Origin of the sequence: Bradyrhizobium sp. SZCCHNRI2009, assembly GCF_032485115.1 — a bacterium.
Taxonomy (GTDB): Bacteria; Pseudomonadota; Alphaproteobacteria; order Rhizobiales; family Xanthobacteraceae; genus Bradyrhizobium.
The window spans coordinates 36,093-53,851 of sequence record NZ_JAUEUH010000015.1 but is presented as its reverse complement, the minus strand read 5'-3'; the positions used below and the strand labels follow the sequence as shown (position 1 = coordinate 53,851).

General features: G+C 65.6%; 15 protein-coding genes. 8 read left to right on the top strand and 7 right to left on the bottom strand.

The features are described from left to right. Positions 1-334 precede the first annotated feature (334 nt). Positions 335-673: a putative quinol monooxygenase gene (locus tag QX041_RS33395; RefSeq protein WP_316168043.1), complete on the bottom strand. Its 339-nt coding sequence runs from the start codon at positions 671-673 to the stop codon at positions 335-337. 584 nt (positions 674-1,257) lie between these two features. On the opposite strand from QX041_RS33395, the gene QX041_RS33390 reads away from it, so the two are divergent. The 4 genes from QX041_RS33390 (at position 1,258) to QX041_RS33375 (ending at position 5,840) form a co-directional block, all read left to right on the top strand. Next, on the top strand, positions 1,258-2,496 hold the full coding sequence (locus tag QX041_RS33390; RefSeq protein ID WP_316168042.1) for an FAD-binding protein: 1,239 nt from the start codon (positions 1,258-1,260) through the stop codon (positions 2,494-2,496). Beyond that, complete coding sequence (gene glcF, locus QX041_RS33385; protein ID WP_316168041.1) at positions 2,493-3,815, top strand: glycolate oxidase subunit GlcF; 1,323 nt, start codon at positions 2,493-2,495, stop codon at positions 3,813-3,815. Before QX041_RS33390 ends, glcF begins: the two co-directional genes overlap by 4 nt. 75 nt (positions 3,816-3,890) lie before the next feature. Beyond that, positions 3,891-4,358 carry a hypothetical protein gene (locus QX041_RS33380; RefSeq protein WP_316168040.1) on the top strand — a complete coding sequence of 156 codons (468 nt, stop codon included), beginning with the start codon at positions 3,891-3,893 and terminating at the stop codon, positions 4,356-4,358. 486 nt (positions 4,359-4,844) lie between these two features. Continuing rightward, positions 4,845-5,840: a TorF family putative porin gene (locus QX041_RS33375; protein ID WP_315753412.1), complete on the top strand. Its 996-nt coding sequence runs from the start codon at positions 4,845-4,847 to the stop codon at positions 5,838-5,840. An 85-nt stretch (positions 5,841-5,925) separates the two neighbouring features. On the opposite strand, the gene QX041_RS33370 is transcribed toward QX041_RS33375, so the two are convergent. Then, positions 5,926-7,686, bottom strand: coding sequence for an ABC transporter ATP-binding protein/permease (locus tag QX041_RS33370; protein WP_316168039.1), 1,761 nt, complete (start codon positions 7,684-7,686; stop codon positions 5,926-5,928). 322 nt (positions 7,687-8,008) lie between these two features. Between QX041_RS33370 and QX041_RS33365 the strand changes: the two genes are divergently transcribed. Both QX041_RS33365 and QX041_RS33360 read left to right on the top strand, forming a co-directional pair. After that, positions 8,009-9,673 carry an L-lactate permease gene (locus tag QX041_RS33365; protein WP_315825401.1) on the top strand — a complete coding sequence of 555 codons (1,665 nt, stop codon included), beginning with the start codon at positions 8,009-8,011 and terminating at the stop codon, positions 9,671-9,673. 198 nt (positions 9,674-9,871) lie between these two features. Beyond that, positions 9,872-10,231, top strand: coding sequence for an META domain-containing protein (locus tag QX041_RS33360; protein WP_315825400.1), 360 nt, complete (start codon positions 9,872-9,874; stop codon positions 10,229-10,231). Positions 10,232-10,571: 340 nt separating this feature from the next. Here QX041_RS33360 and QX041_RS33355 read toward each other — a convergent pair whose 3' ends face one another. The 3 genes from QX041_RS33355 to groES form a co-directional block, all read right to left on the bottom strand. Then, positions 10,572-11,762 (bottom strand): hypothetical protein, encoded by a 1,191-nt coding sequence (locus QX041_RS33355; protein WP_315825399.1) that lies wholly within the window; start codon positions 11,760-11,762, stop codon positions 10,572-10,574. Positions 11,763-11,902: 140 nt separating this feature from the next. Then, positions 11,903-13,546 carry a chaperonin GroEL gene (groL, locus tag QX041_RS33350; RefSeq protein ID WP_315716666.1) on the bottom strand — a complete coding sequence of 548 codons (1,644 nt, stop codon included), beginning with the start codon at positions 13,544-13,546 and terminating at the stop codon, positions 11,903-11,905. Positions 13,547-13,667: 121 nt separating this feature from the next. Further along, complete coding sequence (groES, locus tag QX041_RS33345) at positions 13,668-13,964, bottom strand: co-chaperone GroES (protein WP_008961387.1); 297 nt, start codon at positions 13,962-13,964, stop codon at positions 13,668-13,670. 330 nt (positions 13,965-14,294) lie between these two features. On the opposite strand from groES, the gene QX041_RS33340 reads away from it, so the two are divergent. Further along, positions 14,295-14,804, top strand: a complete 510-nt coding sequence (locus tag QX041_RS33340) for a hypothetical protein (RefSeq protein WP_315716667.1) — start codon at positions 14,295-14,297, stop codon at positions 14,802-14,804. 115 nt (positions 14,805-14,919) lie between these two features. Here QX041_RS33340 and QX041_RS33335 read toward each other — a convergent pair whose 3' ends face one another. Further along, entirely contained in the window at positions 14,920-15,699 is a 780-nt protein-coding gene (locus QX041_RS33335; protein ID WP_315716668.1) for a protein phosphatase CheZ, read from the bottom strand. 307 nt (positions 15,700-16,006) lie between these two features. Between QX041_RS33335 and QX041_RS33330 the strand changes: the two genes are divergently transcribed. Further along, positions 16,007-16,798 (top strand): L,D-transpeptidase, encoded by a 792-nt coding sequence (locus QX041_RS33330; protein WP_316168038.1) that lies wholly within the window; start codon positions 16,007-16,009, stop codon positions 16,796-16,798. A gap of 89 nt (positions 16,799-16,887) precedes the next feature. Here QX041_RS33330 and QX041_RS33325 read toward each other — a convergent pair whose 3' ends face one another. Beyond that, complete coding sequence (locus QX041_RS33325) at positions 16,888-17,691, bottom strand: DUF2076 domain-containing protein (RefSeq protein WP_316168037.1); 804 nt, start codon at positions 17,689-17,691, stop codon at positions 16,888-16,890. Between the last annotated feature and the right edge of the window lie 68 nt (positions 17,692-17,759).

Genomic DNA, 17,759 nt, shown 5'->3' with positions numbered 1-17,759 from the left:
CGAAACCGGGCGCTGCCGATCACGAAGCCACCGGCTTTGGTCTTCTTCGAAGAGGGTTTCTTTGGGGCCATGACGAAACACTAGCACAAGTAGGGCGATGTCGCACGACGAGAAAATAGGAGATCGGGGAGCGTGGCTGGAAGCCGTAAAGGAATGCCTTTGGTAAGCGATCTTCTCTCACAAAATGGAGGCATTGCGACCTCCAGCGCCCCGCGGCGTCTCTGCTCGATCGCTTCCGCCGCGGAGTACAGGATGCTCCGCCGGCGCGGAGCATGACAGCATCGGGGGGCGAGAGTTCGACCCATCCAAGAGCGCGATTCAGGTAAATGCTCGTCTAGATCAGCCCATACTGCATCCGCTCGCGCCGTGCCAGCAGCGGCAGGGCCTGGCCGGCGATATACGTCTTGAAATGCTCGCTCTCCTGGTGGGCCTTGAACGCGGCTTCGTCGCGGAACAGCTCGTAGAACAGGAACTGCGCCGGGTTGTCCTTGGCGCGGGAGATCAGGAACAGTTTTGCGCCGGGCTCGCGCTGCGCCTCGGGCAGGAAGCGCGACAGGATCTCGGCGACGCGGTCGGCCTCGCCGTCCCTCGCCTCCCATTGCGCCACCACCAGCAGGCCGCCGCCGCTGACGGCCTCGTTCACGGTTTTCGTCTCGACTGCATATCCGGTCATCGTGATCGGTCCTTTCGTTGAAGTGCTGCAAGGGCATTGATACCTCGGCTCGCGTGACCGATCCTTCGATGGCGGACGAAGGATGGATGTGCACATGAGGGCGTAGGGCGGATTGGCCGAAGGCGTCATCCGCCATGTGTCTCGGAAGGTCGGCGGGTTACGCTTCGCTCACCCGCCCTACGGGCTGGGGAGCACGCGATGCCGGGGCTTGTTCCGCCTGCGCGGCCCGGCGCCTCGCGGGGCGAAGGCCCGGCATCGACGTCTTTCCTTCTCCGGGTTCGACGACGTGGATGGCCGGGCCTTCGCCGCGCCGAAGCGGCTTCGGCCGCGCAGGCCGGGACAAGCCCGGCCATGACGACGTTGAAACAGCTCGGCCGGACTCTGACGGCGTTATATGCGATAGTCCCGCAGGCAGCGAGGCCTCGATGCCGCAGAGCACGACGGCGGGGCCATGCAGATCGCGTGTGAACGTTCCGTCCGGCCCGCCCTTGTGTCCGGCTCGCAACGCTTTAGAAAGGCCCCAACACGGGTGGCCGCGCGTTGCGCTCGACCATCGCCATCATCAACGAGCGAGGCGAGCAGCGGTGGACGCTCTCAAGGTACGCAACGCAGCCGACGTGGAGGAGGTGGTCCGGTCGGCGATCGCCAGCGAGCAGCCGCTCGACGTCATCGGCCATGGCTCGAAGCGCGGAATCGGGCAGGTCACCTCGACCAATGCCGTGCTCGACCTGTCGGCGCTGAGCGCGGTCGTCTCCTACGAGCCGAACGAGCTGATCATCACGGCGCAGGCCGGGGCGCCGCTCGCCGATCTGCTGTCGCTGATCGATTCGAAGAGCCAGCAATTCGCGTTCGAGCCGATGGACACGGGACCGCTGCTCGGCACGGCCGGCCGCGGCACGCTGGGCGGGATGATTGCGGCGGGGCTGGCTGGTCCGCGGCGCATCCGCGCCGGCGGGGTGCGCGACCATCTGCTCGGGGCGCATGCCGTCTCCGGCTTCGGCGAGAGCTTCAAGACCGGCGGCAAGGTCGTCAAGAACGTCACCGGCTACGATCTCTGCAAGCTGCTGGCGGGCTCCTGGGGCACGCTGGCGGTCATGACCGAGGCGACCCTGAAGGTGATGCCGCGGCCGGAGTCGGAGCGCAGCCTGGTGCTGCGCGGGCTCGATGACCTCAAGGCCAACCGGGCCATGACGGCGGCGCTCGGTTCGCCGTTCGATGTATCCGGAGCCGCGCATCTGCCGGCCTCGACCTTGCGGCCGGAGGTCGAAGGCCTAAGCCCGACCGGCTCGCCGCGCGAGGCGGTCACGGTGATCAGGCTGGAGGGCATCACGGCCTCCGCCGCGCATCGGGCGGCGTCGCTTGCCCGGCAGCTCGCGACCTACGGTGCGGCCGAGATCATCGCGGACGACGCCTCCGCCGATGTCTGGAGCGCCGTGCGCGACGTGCTGCCGTTCGCCGCCAACGGCCCGCTCGGGGCCTGGACGGTGTGGCGGATCGTCTGCCCGCCGGTGTCGGGCGGCGCCATCGGGCAGGCGTTGACGCGCCAGACCGGCGGCGAGGTGATCTATGACTGGGGCGGGGGGCTGATCTGGGCCGCGCTGCCGCCGCAGCCCGATGCGTCCGCGGGGCTGGTGCGCAAGCAGGTGGAGGCCGTCGGCGGCCACGCCACCCTGCTGCGCGCGTGGGACGAGATGCGTCTGGCGGTCGACGTCTTCCACCCGCAGCCGCCGGGTGTCGCCGCGCTGGAGGAGCGGGTTCGCGTCTCCTTCGATCCCAAGACCATTCTCAACCGCGGCCGTATCCGGCGGAGCGTTGCGTCATGAAGACCGAATTCACCTTGGCGCAGCTCGCCGATCCCGACATCGCGGTCGCCGACAAGATCCTGCGCGCCTGCGTGCATTGCGGGTTCTGCACCGCGACCTGTCCGACCTATGTGCTGCTCGGCGACGAGCTCGACAGCCCGCGCGGGCGCATCTACCTGATCAAGCAGATGCTGGAGAAGGACCAGGCGCCGACATCAGACGTGGTCAAGCACATCGACCGCTGCCTGTCCTGCCTGTCCTGCATGACGACCTGCCCCTCGGGCGTCCACTACATGCATCTGGTCGATCAGGCGCGGGTGCGAATCGAGCAGCGCTACCAGCGCCCGCTGACGGACCGGTGGCTCCGCGCCGTGCTCGCCTATGTGCTGCCGCGGCCGCGCGAGTTTCGGCTGGCGATGACCCTGGCGCGGCTCGGCCGGCCGTTGAAGGCGCTGCTGCCGGCGTCCTCCGCGTCGCGAACACCTGCGCCGGGCCTGCTGCGGCGCGTCAGGGCGATGCTCGACCTGGCGCCTGCCGCGGCGCTGCCGCCGCCGGGGCCGGCGGGCGGCAGCGTGTTCGCGGCGCAGGGCGCGCGGCGCGGCCGCGTGGCGCTGCTGCAGGGCTGCGCGCAAGCGGCGCTCGCGCCACGCATCAACCAGGCTGCGATCAGCGTCCTGACACGGCACGGCGTCGAGGTCGTGCTGGTCAGGGACGAGCAATGCTGCGGTGCGCTGACCCACCACATGGGGCAGGATGCCGACGCGCTGGCGCGGGCGCGCGCCAATGTCGACGCGTGGACCGCGGAGATGAAACGCGGCGGTCTCGACGCCATCCTGGTGACGACCTCGGGCTGCGGCACCGTCATCAAGGACTACGGACACATGCTGCGCGAAGACCCGCAATATGCGGCGGCCGCGGCCGCCGTGTCGGCGATGGCGAAGGACATCACCGAGTATCTCGCCGGTCTCGAACTGGCCTCCGCCTCTCGGCGCGACGACATCGTCGTGGCCTATCACTCGGCCTGCTCACTGCAACATGGGCAGAAAATCACGAGCATTCCGAAAGAATTGCTTTCCAAGTCCGGATTCGTGGTGAAAGATATACCGGAGAGTCATTTGTGTTGCGGTTCGGCGGGGACCTACAACATTCTCCAGCCTGACATCGCGATGAAGCTGCGCGATCGCAAGGTCGCCAACATCGCGACCGTCAAGCCGAATGTGATCGCGGCGGGCAATATCGGCTGCATGATGCAGATTGCCAGCGGCACCTCTGTCCCCGTCGTGCACACCGTTGAGCTTCTCGACTGGGCGACGGGCGGTCCGCGGCCAGGAATGATTTGACGGATGGGCGCGTGCTGACTGCCGGCCCGTCCCGCCGGACGAGCTGATCGAACGGCGGCAACTGGAGGGTTTCTGATGGCGAAGGACAAGAAGGCGAAGAAGGACAAGAAAGAAAAGAAGAAGCTGATGGCGCAGGCCAAGTCAGCGAAGAAGGCGACGAAGAAGTCCGCCAAGAAGGCTGCAAAGAAGTCTGCACCGAAGTCCGCGAAAAAGGCCGCCAAGAAGGCTGCCAAGGCGCCCGCCAAGAAGGCGAAGAAGACCGTGAAGGCCGCGGCGAAGAAGGCGGCCAAGAGCCCGGCCAAGGCGCCTGCCAAGAAGGCTGCTGCGAAGAAGGCGCCCGCCAAGAAGGCCAAGACGTCGGCCGCAAAGGCTCCCGCCGCGCCGAAGAAGAAGGCCGCCAAGAAGCGGGCTCCCAAGATGGCTCCGCTGGTCGAGACCCCGGCAGTGAACGAGACCGAATCGGCTGCCGAGACCAGCTGGGCGATGCCGAGCGCGGCCCCCGAGGAGCACGAAGACGGCGAGGGGACCGCCTCCGGAAACTGATCTTTCCGGTCCGGATCGTTCTCACCACCAGACGAATTCACATCGGGAGGCCGCGGCGGCAACGCTGCGGCCTTCTCGTTTGTTGCCGGCGCCTGTCGTCTGGCTTCTGGCGTCTGCGTCGGCTCCTAATTGCCGATGGATCTGTTCGTCGGAGCCGTCGCCCCGCAGATCTACGGCCGGGCGAATCCGACCTCGTTACGCCGCGTCGTTTTGCTTGGGACACCACGATTCCAGCGCGTCGGCACAACCGAATGTGCGTCCTGGCGTGCGTTCGGACACGGAGATTTGTTGTTCAAATGCAACACGCGCTGACTACCTGCCGTAGAATTGTCAAAACGCCCAAAAAGGCGGCAGATGCCGCGCTTTTTTGCTTCACGTGCGGCGAGACCCTGGCACAAATTGTGTCTGGATGACGCAGCCGGTCTTGTTTGCGCCCTGGGGGGCCAAGGTGGGGCAGGCTTTTCGAAATAGGTAATGGGGATCGTCATGAAGAAGTGGGCTTTGCTGGCAACGGCGCTGGCAATGGTTTCGGGATCGGCTTCGGCGGCGGACATGGCGGTCAAGGCCTACAAGGCTCCGCCTCCGGTCGCGTTCGAGCCGTGGGACATCGCGTTCGGCGCGGCGATCATGAACGACTACGTGTTCCGCGGCGTCACCCAGTCGAACCACAAGCCGTCGGTCGCCGCCTATTTCGAGCCGCGCTACAACGTCAACAAGGACCTGCAGTTCTACGTCGGCGTCGCCGGCGAGAGCATTTCCTTCCCGAACCGCGCTGCTGCCGAGATCGACATCTACGGCGGTGTCCGCCCGACCTTCGGCGCCTTCGCCTTCGACATCGGCGTCTGGGGCTATCTGTATCCGGGCGGGACCTGCTATTACGGCGGTGGCGCCACGACGGACTTCGCCGGCCGCGCCCTGAGCGCCGAGTGCCAGGCCAACACCCTGACCAACCTCAACGTGATGAAGAAGGACGTCTCGTTCTTCGAAGTCTACGGCAAGATGAACTACACGGTGAACGATAACTGGACGTTCGGCATCACCGAGTTCTACTCGCCGAGCTTCCTGAACACCGGCGCCTGGGGCAACTACGCATCGGTCACCGGCAAGTGGACCGCGCCCAGCACCACCTTCGGCTCCAGCGGCGTCGGCATGTATGTGTCGGGTGAGTTCGGCCGCCAGTGGTTCGGCACCTCCGACTCGTTCTACGGCACGGCCGCCTTCCCGAATGGTATCAAGTATGCCGACTACAACACCTGGAACATCGGTGTCGGCTTCACCTACAAGGTGTTCACGCTGGACCTGCGCTACTCCGACACCAACCTCTCCAAGGGTGATTGCAACGCCTTCACCAGCGACTTCACCGGCAGCGGCACGACCAACGTGACCGCGATCAACCCGACCGGCGTCGGCTCGAAGTGGTGCGGCGCGACCGGCATCGCCAAGCTCTCGGTCGACCTGACGGCGATGACCAACCTGAAGTAATCACCGCAAGGCGGATCGAACTCATCACGAAGGGCGGCAGAGCAATCTGCCGCCCTTCTGCTTTGCTGGCGCAGCGGCGCTCGCGTCAGCTGCCTCCATCCGCGGTCGCGTCGGCCGCCTGTCCGGCCGGCCGCAGCGAGAACCGGTCGCCATCCCGAATCAGCTCGACCTTTCGATCGTGGAACTCGTGCAGGGTCGAGCGGTGGCCGATCGAGACGACGGTGGTCTGCGGCAGCCGTTCGGCGATGACCCGATAGAGCCTGGCTTCGCTCGGCTCGTCGAGCGAGGCCGTGGCCTCATCGAGGAAGAGATATTGGGGCGCATGCAGCAGCGCGCGGGCAATTCCGAGCCGCTGCTGCTCGCCGAGCGACAGCATCCGGTTCCAGTGCGAGTCCTCGTCCAGGCGGTCCGCCAGTTGCGGCAGACCGACGGCCACCAGCGCCTCCCTGACCTGCTCGACGCTGAAAGCGTCCGCCGCCGCGGGATAGACGATCGCCGCCTTGAGCGCGCCGATCGGGAAGTAGGGCCGCTGCGGCAGCATCATCAGCTTGGCATGCGAGGGCACGCTGATGGCGCCGCTGCCGAACGGCCAGACGCCGGCGATGGCGCGGAACAGCGTCGACTTGCCGGCGCCGGAGGGCCCGGTCAGCAGCGTGCGCTCGTTGTTGCCGATGCTGAACCCGTCGGCCGCGACCAGCGGCAGGCCATTGGGCAGCTTCAGCAGCAGCTGGGCGAGATCGATGCTGTCGCCGGCATGGTCGACGACATCGATCGTCTGCGGCTCGCCCGAGAGCTTGTGCGCGCTCTCGATGGACATGTCGAAGCCGTCGAGGCGGGCGACGGTCGAGCGCCAGTCGGCAAGCGTCCGGTAAGTCGTCACGAAGAACGACAGCGCGCCCTGCACCGTCGAGAACGCGGACGCCGTCTGCATGATGCCGCCCATCTGGATCGACTTGGCGAAGTAGGCAGGCGCAACGAGCACATAGGGAAAGATCACGGCCGCCTGCGAATAGCCCGCCGTGAAGGCCGTCAGCCGCTTGGTCCGGCTCATGATCTGGTACCAGTTCTGCACGACCCGGCCGAAGCGGGTTCCGAGCTGACCTTGCTCGGCGCCTTCGCCGCGCAGCAGCGCGATCTGCTCGGAGCTTTCGCGCACCCGCACCAGGTTGAAGCGGAAGTCGGCCTCGTAGCGCTGCTGCTCGAAGTTGAGATTGACCAGCGGCGAGCCGATCCAATGCGTCAGGATGGTCCCGAAGATCGCATAGATCAGCGCGATCCAGACCAGGTAGCCGGGGATCGCGATGTCGGTGCCGAACAGCTGCAGTGGGGCATCGGTCGACAGCCCCCAGAGCACCACCATGAACGATGCGAGCGAGACGATCGAGCTGAGCAGGCCGATGGTGATGTTCAGCGTCTTGTCGACGAACAGCTGCACGTCGTCGGCAATGCGCTGGTCCGGGTTGTCGGCGATGTCGCCCTTGAGCTGCATGCGATAGTGCGTGGCGTTGTCCAGCCAGCGGCGCAGGTAGACGTCGGTCATCCACCGCCGCCAGCGGATCTGCAGCCATTGATTGAGATAGAGCTGGTACACGGCCAGGATGATGAAGATGGTCGCCAATACGGCGAACACGCCGATTTCCCAGATGAAGCTGTTCCAATCATACTGCTGCAGCGCGTTGAAGAACCTGTTCTGCCACTGGTTCACCAGCACCTGGATCGCAACGAGCGACAGTTCGATCGCAATGACGGCGGCGAGCAGGACGCGCCCGGCGACCTTGTCCTCGGAGCGGAAGTAGGGAATGGCGATCCGCCAGACGGTGGCGACGGTCGAGCGCAGATTGTTCACAGAGGGGCTGCTCCTGAGAAAATGTCTTAACGGGCTGACGAAAAACGAGAAAATCGCTGGTGTCGCCGCCTGCCTAGACTAAAGTCGTAATCTGGCGGGTGGCCGCCGGCTTGTCGGTCGCGTGTGACAAACCGTAGCATGGGGCAGGGGAGAGGGACTGCGACCGCCGCCAGATTTCGCGAGAATTTGAGCAGAGTTGGGCGTTGCCGGTTTTGTGATCTGCTTTTCCGACCTGTGCCAGGCTTGGGGGCCTGGGCGAGCAGACCTGATCCGTCCCGCCGGCCTCAGGTCCAACAACAAGAACGTGGGGGGAGAAGTCACGATGTGGAATCAAATCTACGACCCGCTGGGGAGCCCGGCGCTGTCGACGCTGGCCGCCGCCGTCCCGGTGGTGACGCTGCTGGTGCTGATCGCCAGCGGCAAGGTCAAGGCACACATCGCGGCGATCATCGCCGTGATCCTGACCAACCTGATCACGATCTTCGTCTTTACGATGCCGGCCAACATGTCGCTGCGCGCGACGTTTCTGGGCGTCATCACCGGGTTCTTTCCGATCGGCTGGATCGTCCTGAACGTCATCTTCCTCTACCAGGTCACGGTCTCCACCGGACGGTTCGAGCTTCTGAAGCGCGCCATCGGCGGCGTCACGGAGGACCGGCGGCTGCAACTGTTGCTGGTCGCCTTCTCCTTCGGCGCGTTCTTCGAAGGCGCGTCCGGCTTCGGCACCCCGGTGGCGATCACCGGTGCCGTGCTGATCGGTCTCGGCTTCTCGCCGCTCGCGGCCTCCGGCCTGTCGCTGATCGCCAACACCGCCCCGGTCGCCTATGGCGCGCTGGGCACGCCGATCCAGGGCCTCGCCTCGGTCACCGGTCTCGACCCTTACATCCTCGGCGCGATGGTCGGCCGGCAGCTGCCGGTGTTCTCGCTGATCGTGCCGTTCTGGGTGATCTGGGCGTTCGCGGGCTGGAAGGGCATGAAGGACATCTGGCCGGCGATCCTGGTCACCGGCGTCTCCTTCGCGGTGCCGCAATTCCTGATCTCGAACTACATCAATCCGTGGATCGTCGACATCGGCGCCTCGCTGATCTCGATGGGCGCGCTGATCCTGTTCCTGAAGGTCTGGCAGCCCAAGCAGCTGTGGCTGTCGCCGGCGTTGCGCGGGCGTGACGAATCGGCCGCCACGATGACGGCGGCGAAGCCGCTGGACCGCACGCCGCTGACGCAAGCCGAGCTCTGGGGCGCGCTGCTGCCCTGGATCATCGTCTGCGTCATCATGCTGATCTGGGGCAACGGCGCCTTCAAGGCCTGGGCGAACTCGATCTTCACCTGGAACTATCCGGTGCCCGAGCTCGACAAGCTGATCAACAAGATGCCGCCGGTGGCTGCGAAGCCGACGCCGGAAGGCGCGGTGTTCTCGTTCACCTACCTGACCTTCACCGGCACCGGCATGCTGATCGCCGCGATCATCTCCGGCTTCCTGATGGGTGTCGGACCGGGCAAGCTGATCGCGGAATACGGCCGCACCATCCGTCTCTGCGCGATCTCGCTGATCACGATCTCGGCGATGCTCGCGATCGGCACGCTGACCCGGCTGTCCGGCGTCGATGCCACGCTCGGCTTGGCCTTCGCTGCGACAGGCGTGCTCTATCCGTTCTTCGGCACCTTGCTCGGCTGGTTGGGCGTGGCGCTGACGGGATCGGATACGGCCTCGAACGTGCTGTTCGGAAACCTGCAGAAGATCACCTCCGAGCAGCTCGGCCTGTCCCCTGTCCTGATGGCGGCCGCCAACTCCTCCGGCGGTGTCATGGGCAAGATGATCGATGCGCAGTCGATCGTCGTCGCCTCGACCGCCACCAACTGGTACGGCCACGAGAGCTCGATCCTGCGCTACGTCTTCCTGCATTCGATCGTGCTGGCCTGTCTGGTCGGCCTGTTCGTCACCTTGCAGGCCTATGTCTATCCGTTCACGGCGATGGTGCTGAAGTAGCAACACCGGCAGCGACAAAAGCCCCGCGCCGTAGCTGCGGCGCGGGGCTTGCTATGTTTGGAACACATTTGTGCGGGAGCCGTGCTGGCGGTCGCCGGGCCGATCGCTTAAGAGGCGAGCCCTGCACGTGATGATGTGTCGAGAGGAACGATGCGAGTAGTGAAGCGAGCTTGCGCCAAACTGGCTGCGGCCCTGTTGATGTCGGCCGTGCCCCTTGCCGCCGCCTCGGCGGAGGAATTTCCCTTCGGCATGGAGATGACGCTGGATGCGCTGCCGCAGCCGGGCTCGAAGCGGGTGCCGGATCTCGACATCGGCGACAACGGTGATGCTGTGCTCGAGCTGTGGTGCAAGGGCGGCAAGGGGCAGTTCTCGGTCGCCGGCAACACCATCGTGTTCATCGCCGGCAAGATCGAGGACCGCAACTGCCCGGTGGCGCGCGCGCAGGCTGACGACGAACTGATCGCGGCGCTGAGCGCGGTGACGAACTGGAAGCGTCAGGGCGACCTGATCATCTTCATCGGACCGAAGACGCTGCGCTTCCGGCTCAACACCAATTGAGCCGAGACGGCCGTTTCCAAAGTCCTGGTGGGGACTGTCGAGGGCTCAAGCTCGAGCATGATGCGTTCCACTTTCCGCATCATGATTTGAGCAAACAGCCTTGCGCACGCTCGCGCTTCCGCAGTGTGCACCCTTGAGGTCTGCCCCGCGGTCACCCTCCCCTGGAGGGGGAGGGTCGCCTCTCATGAGCGCAGCGAATGGGAGGCGGGGTGGGGTGATCTCTCCACGTGCCCCGGTGCCCGCGGCGTCACCCCGCTCGCCCGCTTCGCGCGCGATCGACCCTCCCCCTCCAGGGGAGGGTGGCATCTGAGATCGCGGCGCCATGCCGTCATGGCTCGCCTTACTTCCAGACCGAGTTGTCCGCATCCCAGCGCTTGGCCTTGAAGGCCTTCGCCAGCTCGTCGATGGCGCCGCCATCATCCCGCGTGTCGCCTTCCTCGTCGCCCGAGGATTCGTCCGACAGGATCAGCTTGGCGCTCGAGGCCTCATCGATGGTGGTCGTCGTCGGGCTGCTGATCCAGAGCATCAGCGCGTCGGCGCCGCCCGGCTTGTCCGCCGAGACGAGGCCGGTGACCTCGATGACGTCGGTCAGCTCGAGCGCCGGCATCAGCTGGCTCGGCCGCTTCAACGTCAGCTTCAGCTTGCCGCTGACCGGATTCCACGCCGCACTCGTCGGCTTGGCATTGTAGGTCTTGGCCAGCACGTCGGAGATGGCGCCCGCCAGCTTGTCCTTGTTGATCTTGTCACCGTCGCGCCAGTCGGCCGCCGCAAAGCGGATGGTGCGGTCCATCTCGACCGTGCCGGCGGTCCAGCCGGCAGTGACGACGCCGTTCATGGTCCGCGCCTTCGCGATCAGCGCGCCGGCTCGTTCGGGGTCGACGGTCATGCTGATGGTCTGCTCGCCCGCGCGCAGTGCGTCGCAGCTCACGATGAGGCTCGACAGCGAAACTTCGACGTTCTCGCCCTTCAGGCTCTTGAGGAAGTCGGTCACCGCGTCTAGCTTGAGCCGGACCGAGATCGCCTCGGGCGAGACGTCAGTGAAGTCCTTCGGCTGGGCGCTGATGCCGTCGTCGCTCGACTGGCTCTCCTGGAACTCCTTCTCGCTGACGTCGGAATTGTCGGTCGACGCCACCTCGGTGACGGTCTTGCCGATCGCGATCTGTCCGCGGAACTCGAACGTGTCGCCGGTCGGCTTGCGATTCAGCTTCACCGTGACCGGCTCCTTGGCGCCGTTGCTCTGGGTCGCACCGGTCAAGGTCTGGCCATTGACGGTGAGGCTGACCACGAAGCGGTCCTTGCGATCCGAATTCTTTGCGACGGGATAGCAGACGTCGAGCGTGGCGGCGGTGACGGTCTTGCCCTGGCGCGTCTCCTTCAGGATCACGTCGGCATTGCCGTCCATCAGGCCGTCGATCGCGGTAAAATACCGAGTCTCGTTGGCGGGGGCCTTGGTCCCGCTCTTGCTCTGGGCCCAACCGAGTTCCGGCGCGGCCGCTGCAATCACGGCCAGCGCAAGCAAAATCGCGCGCATCTGAAAATCCTTGTGGGGGCAGAATCGGCTTTAAGCTGTAGCGCCGATTTGCGGTCGCTGCACCCCCGGTGCGGACACTCGGCCAAAAAGAAGGCCGCCCGGAGGCGGCCTTCCTGAATGTGAGATGTCGAAAGCAGGGCTCAGAAGCCCATGCCGCCCATGCCACCCATGCCGCCGCCGGCCGGCATCGCCGGAGCAGCATCCTTCGGCAGCTCGGCGACCATGGCCTCGGTGGTGACCAGGAGGCCTGCGACCGACGAGGCGTCCTGCAGCGCGGTGCGGACCACCTTGGCTGGGTCGATGATGCCCTTGGCGACCATATCGACATAATCCTCGGTCTGCGCGTCGAAGCCGAACGTCTCGGACTTCTCGTCCAGGATCTTGCCGACCACGATCGAACCTTCGACGCCGGCGTTCTCGGAGATCTGGCGAATCGGAGCCTCGAGCGCCTTCAGCACGATGTTGATGCCGGCCTGAACGTCCGAATTGGCGTTGGTGATGCGGCCGACGGCCTTCTTGGCGCGCAGCAGCGCCACGCCGCCACCAGGGACGATGCCTTCCTGCACCGCAGCGCGGGTCGCGTTGAGGGCGTCCTCGACGCGGTCCTTCTTCTCCTTGACCTCGATCTCGGTCGCGCCGCCGACGCGGATCACCGCGACGCCGCCGGCGAGCTTGGCCAGACGCTCCTGCAGCTTCTCACGGTCGTAGTCCGAGGTGGTCTCCTCGATCTGCGCCTTGATCTGGCCGACGCGCGACTCGATGTCGGCCTTCTTGCCGGCGCCGTTGACGATCGTGGTGTTCTCCTTGTCGATCACGACCTTCTTGGCGCGGCCGAGCATCTTGATCGTGACGTTCTCGAGCTTCATGCCGAGATCTTCCGAGATCAGCTGACCACCGGTCAGGATCGCGATGTCCTCGAGCATGGCCTTGCGGCGATCACCGAAGCCCGGCGCCTTGACGGCGGCGACCTTGAGGCCGCCGCGCAGGCGGTTGACGACCAGCGTCGCCAGCGCTTCGCCCTCGACGTCCTCGGCGATGATCAGCAGCGGGCGGCCCGACTGCACCACGGCTTCGAGCACCGGCAGCATGGCCTGCAGGCCCGACAGCTTCTTCTCGTGCAGGAGCACGTAGACGTCGTCCAGCTCGGCGGTCATCTTCTCGGCATTGGTGACGAAGTAGGGCGAGAGATAGCCGCGGTCGAACTTCATGCCTTCGACGATGTCGACCTCGGTATCGAGCGACTTGTTCTCCTCGACCGTGATGACGCCCTCGTTGCCGACCTTCTGCATCGCCTGGGCGATCATCTTGCCGATCGCGGCGTCGCCGTTGGCGGAGATGGTGCCGACCTGGGCGACCTCGGAGGACGAGGCGACCGGCTTGGCGCGCTTCTCGATGTCCTTGATCACGGCGGCCACCGCGATGTCGATGCCGCGCTTGAGGTCCATCGGGTTCATGCCGGCGGCAACCGCCTTGGCGCCCTCGCGCACGATGGCCTGGGCCAGCACGGTCGCGGTGGTGGTGCCGTCACCGGCGGTGTCGTTGGTCTTGGAGGCGACCTCGCGCAGCATCTGCGCGCCCATGTTCTCGAACTTGTCCTCCAGCTCGATCTCCTTGGCGACGGTGACGCCGTCCTTGGTGATGCGCGGAGCGCCGAAGCTCTTCTCGATGACGACATTGCGGCCCTTCGGGCCGAGCGTCACCTTGACGGCGTTGGCGAGAATGTCGACGCCGCGCAGCATGCGGTCGCGTGCGTCGCCGGCGAATTTGACGTCCTTGGCTGCCATTTCAAAATTCTCCTGGAGTAGACCTCGACGGCGAGGGGCGTGATCGCCCGTCTGTCGCCGGAACGAGGTTGCAGAGCATTTTCGCCCGGGGCGGCTGATCGCCGCCCCCGACAGGTCGGGATCAGGCGACGACGCCCATGATGTCGGACTCCTTCATGATCAGGAGTTCCTCGCCGTCCAGCTTGACCTCGGTGCCGGACCACTTGCCGAACAGCACGCGGTCGCCGACCTTGACGTCGATCGGGATCAGCTTGCCGCTCTCGTCGCGGCCGCCCGGGCCGACGGCGACGACTTCGCCCTGCGAGGGCTTTTCCTTGGCGCTGTCGGGAATGATGATGCCGCCCTTGGTCTTCTCTTCGGCGTCGATGCGCTTAACCACGACGCGGTCGTGCAGGGGACGAAACTTCGATTTGGCCATGACGGATCCCTTTTGGGGTGCTTGGATAAGTGTTGCTGTCGGAGGAAATCTGAATGCGGCCACATTGAACGCCCACTTGGCGCCAACTGGCTCGCAGCCTTAGCAATCCCGCCCTCCGAGTGCTAAAGACCGCTCGGGGAAATATGGCTTGCGGCTGTTCCTGTCAAGCAACGGCCAGCCGTTAAGCCGTTCTTGAGGCTGTTAGGGGATGTTGTCCCGGGCCAGACATGTTAGTGGAGCGGCGTCGTTATCCGACGTCATTGCTCTGACGAGCGTTTTGCGCTTGGTTGCCGGACGGGGCAGCCATGATCTTGTTCCTAAGGGGATGCCATGACGAGTTCACGGTGCGCGCGGCCGGTTGCCAATCTCGCGATCGCGTCGGCGCTCACGATGCTTCTGGGAGCGTGCACGGGCTTCAGCCTGTCGCCGTCGACCCCCATGCAGCAGACCGAGGCGCCGGTCGAGCCCGAGGTGCCGGCCACGATTCGCGCCGAGGATCTCGTGGGCAAATGGGGGCTTGCCGCCTACAACAACCCGAATGACCGCCCGCGCACCGAAAAGATGGCTTTGGCGCAGTGCAAACAGCCCTACGTCATCGGGGCAGGCACGTCCGGCGGTGTCGTGATGCACCTGGCCGACCAGGCGACTCCCCAGGAACTGCGCTTGAAAGGGTCGGCCAGCGGCAAGAACTACATCGGCCCGGCCGGACCGCCCGGCGGCGAGCAGGACCGCGAGGTCGTCTCCTTCGACGGCCGTGTGCTGATCACCCGCTTCGTCGACAAGGATGCGGCGACCCGTTACCAGACGATGGTCTACGTCCGCTGCGGACCGCGCGCCTGAGATCCGGGCGAACATCCCGCAAAGGTCGAGAGTCGAACGAAAAACGCCGGCGATAGCGCCGGCGTTCCTGTATGGTGACGTTGCCTGGAGCGGTCGCTGGGACTGGCCGACGAGGTCAGTTGAACATCGCGTCGATGTCGTCCTGCGAAGCGTGGCCGACGTCGCCTTCCGCCTTCGGGCCGTTCAGCAGCCGGGCGTCGCCCTCGCGGTGGTCGACGATCGGCGGCGTATGCGCCTTGATGGCGTCGACGCCGCCCCAGATGTCCATCATCACCACGATGTGGTGCTCGATGAACTTCATCGTGGTCATGACCTTGTTGATGCGCTGGCCGGTCAGGTCCTGGAAGTTGCAGGCCTCGAAGATCGAGACCACGCGCTCCTGGATCTCTTCGCTCAGGATCTTCTGCTGGTCGGCCGAGTCCACCTTGGACAGCGCGCTGGCGGCTTGGTCGATCGCCTCCGCGGCTTCCAGGATCTGCTGCGTCGCCTGCTCGGTGCCGCCGACGACCGCGCCGAGCTCGCCGTTGACCTTGGCCATCTCCTCGCCGTTGAAGCTCTTGGCATGGAGGGTCGCGATCTCGCCCTTGGTGCGGTTGATCGCGTCGTGGATCAGGTCGAGCTCGACCTTGAGCTTTTCGCACTGCTCGATCTGGGCGCGATAGGTCTCGAGCAGCGCGCGCGCTTCGGCGACCTCGCGTGCGGCGGACTCTTCGATGGCGGCGTTTGCCGTGTTGCTGCCGCCGCTGCGGATCGCATTGGCCATCTGGGAGCGGATCGCGCGCAGCTCGTCCATGATTTCCTTGTGGTTGGGGCCGATCTCGCCGCCCACGAATTCAGGCTCCGGCATATGGCCGACGATTGCTTCTTCGATACGGAAACGCTTCCGAACAGCCATGATAGTATCCCTGACCTTTTGCTCGGATCAGTTCTACGCAGAGGCTATTTAACATCGCGTTCACGCCAGGAACCGCCGTTGAGCAACGCTGGCGTGCATCGTGCGTCAACTATTAACCATGCTCCGCCGGCCTTCACGCAAAATAAACGCTAGCGATCAAAACCGCCGACGTATGCAGCGATGGTGAATCCCGGCGCCTCCCGCGTTTACCAAAGCGATCGGGTTTTGCTCTTTATTGACGATACGCGGCGGCGTTGCCGCCTCGCGCGACGAACAGTCTCCAGACGAAACAGTACAGAGTACGTCGATGTTCAAATCATTCTCCACAGCGCTGCTGGCCGGCGCATGCGCATTCCATTCAGGTCTGGATCGGGCTGCGGCCCAGGGATTTCAGCAGCCGACCGTGATTTACAACGGGCCGCCGCAGCAGTCCGCGCCGGTGCGCACCGCCTATGTCGAACGCTCGCGCATGGGTGGCGGCTTCATCGAATTCCTGTTCGGGGATCCGCAAGGCGGCCGCGGCGCGCCTCCGCCGGGACAGCCGATGTACCAGCAGCAGCCGTCCTACTACGAGCCGCAGCGGCTGGCGCCGGGCATGGTCCCGCAGCAGGGAGTACCGGATGAGGAGGCCTATGAGCAGACGCAGCGGCCGCTCGATCCGAAATACGAGAAACAGATCGTTGACTACGACGGCAAAGAACGGCCGGGCACGATCGTCATCGATACGCCGAACAAGTTCCTCTATCTGGTTCAGGGCGAGGGCAGGGCGCTCCGCTACGGCATCGGCGTCGGCCGCCCCGGCTTCACCTGGTCGGGCGTGAAGACGATCTCGGCCAAACGCGAATGGCCGGACTGGACGCCGCCGCCGGAAATGCTCGCGCGCCGGCCCGACCTGCCGCGGCACATGGAGGGCGGACCGCAGAACCCGCTCGGCGCACGCGCGATGTATCTCGGCTCGTCGCTGTATCGGATCCACGGTTCGAACGAGCCATGGACGATCGGCACCAACGTTTCGTCAGGCTGTATCCGGATGCGCAACGAGGATGTCATCGACCTCTATGGCCGCGTGAACGTCGGTGCTCGGGTCATCGTGCTCTGACGACCGCCGCTGCACGACATCCGCAACTGAAAAAGGCCGCCCGTGGGGGCGGCCTTTCGCATTCTTCAGTTCGCTGCGACCCGGGAGCATCAAGCGTAGTCGCTGCCACCGTCGTCGTCGCCATAGCCGTCATCGGCGTCGAAGTCGGCCGCGTCGTTGTCATTGCCGCTGTCGTCATAGTTCGCCTGGTCGAACAGGCCGGCACGGCCGCCGTCGCCGCCCGAGCGGCCGATGTCGTCGAGACCGGCGTCGCGCGCCAGCGAGCCGCTGGACTGGTCGCCGCTCCACGGGCCGGCACCACCGCCGCGCTCCTCGATGATCGTGGTGTCACCGAACGCCTGATGCGACCCGCCGCCCATCATCGAGCGGATGCCGCCGAGCAGCAGCGAGCCGCCGACCATGCCCGCCGCAGCGGCCGCCGCCGTGCCGAGGAACGAGCCGCCTCCACCGCCGAACATGCCGCCACGCGGCTGGCCGAAGCCGCCCTGATCGTAAGGGCCGGGCTGACCGGGATAGCCGGGCTGGCCCTGATAGCCCGGGGGCATCGCCTGACCGCTGTTCCAGACCGGTCGGCCCTGCGACGGCGGCGGCACGTTGGGGACCGAACCGCGGCTGCCCGAGCCGAAGATGCTGTCGCGCATCGAATCGAGGAAGCCGCCGGACTGCGCCTGCTGCGGGGCCTGGGCGTGCTGCAGCTCCTCGATGCGGGCATTGGCGCGCTTCAAGGCTTCGTCCTGCACCAGCACCGTCTGCACCAGCGCGTAGACGGCATTGGGAGCACGCTGCAGCGCCTGGGCGATGGCGGCGGCGGCCTCCGGATCACGCGGTGCACTCTCCAACTTGGCAAGCCGGTCGAACAGATCGTCGATGAGTTGGCGTTCTTGCGGTGTCATGTCGTTCTCCTGCCGCTTGCCTTGTTCCGGCCAAGCGCGGCCAAGATTTAGGGGGACTTTGTGGCCCG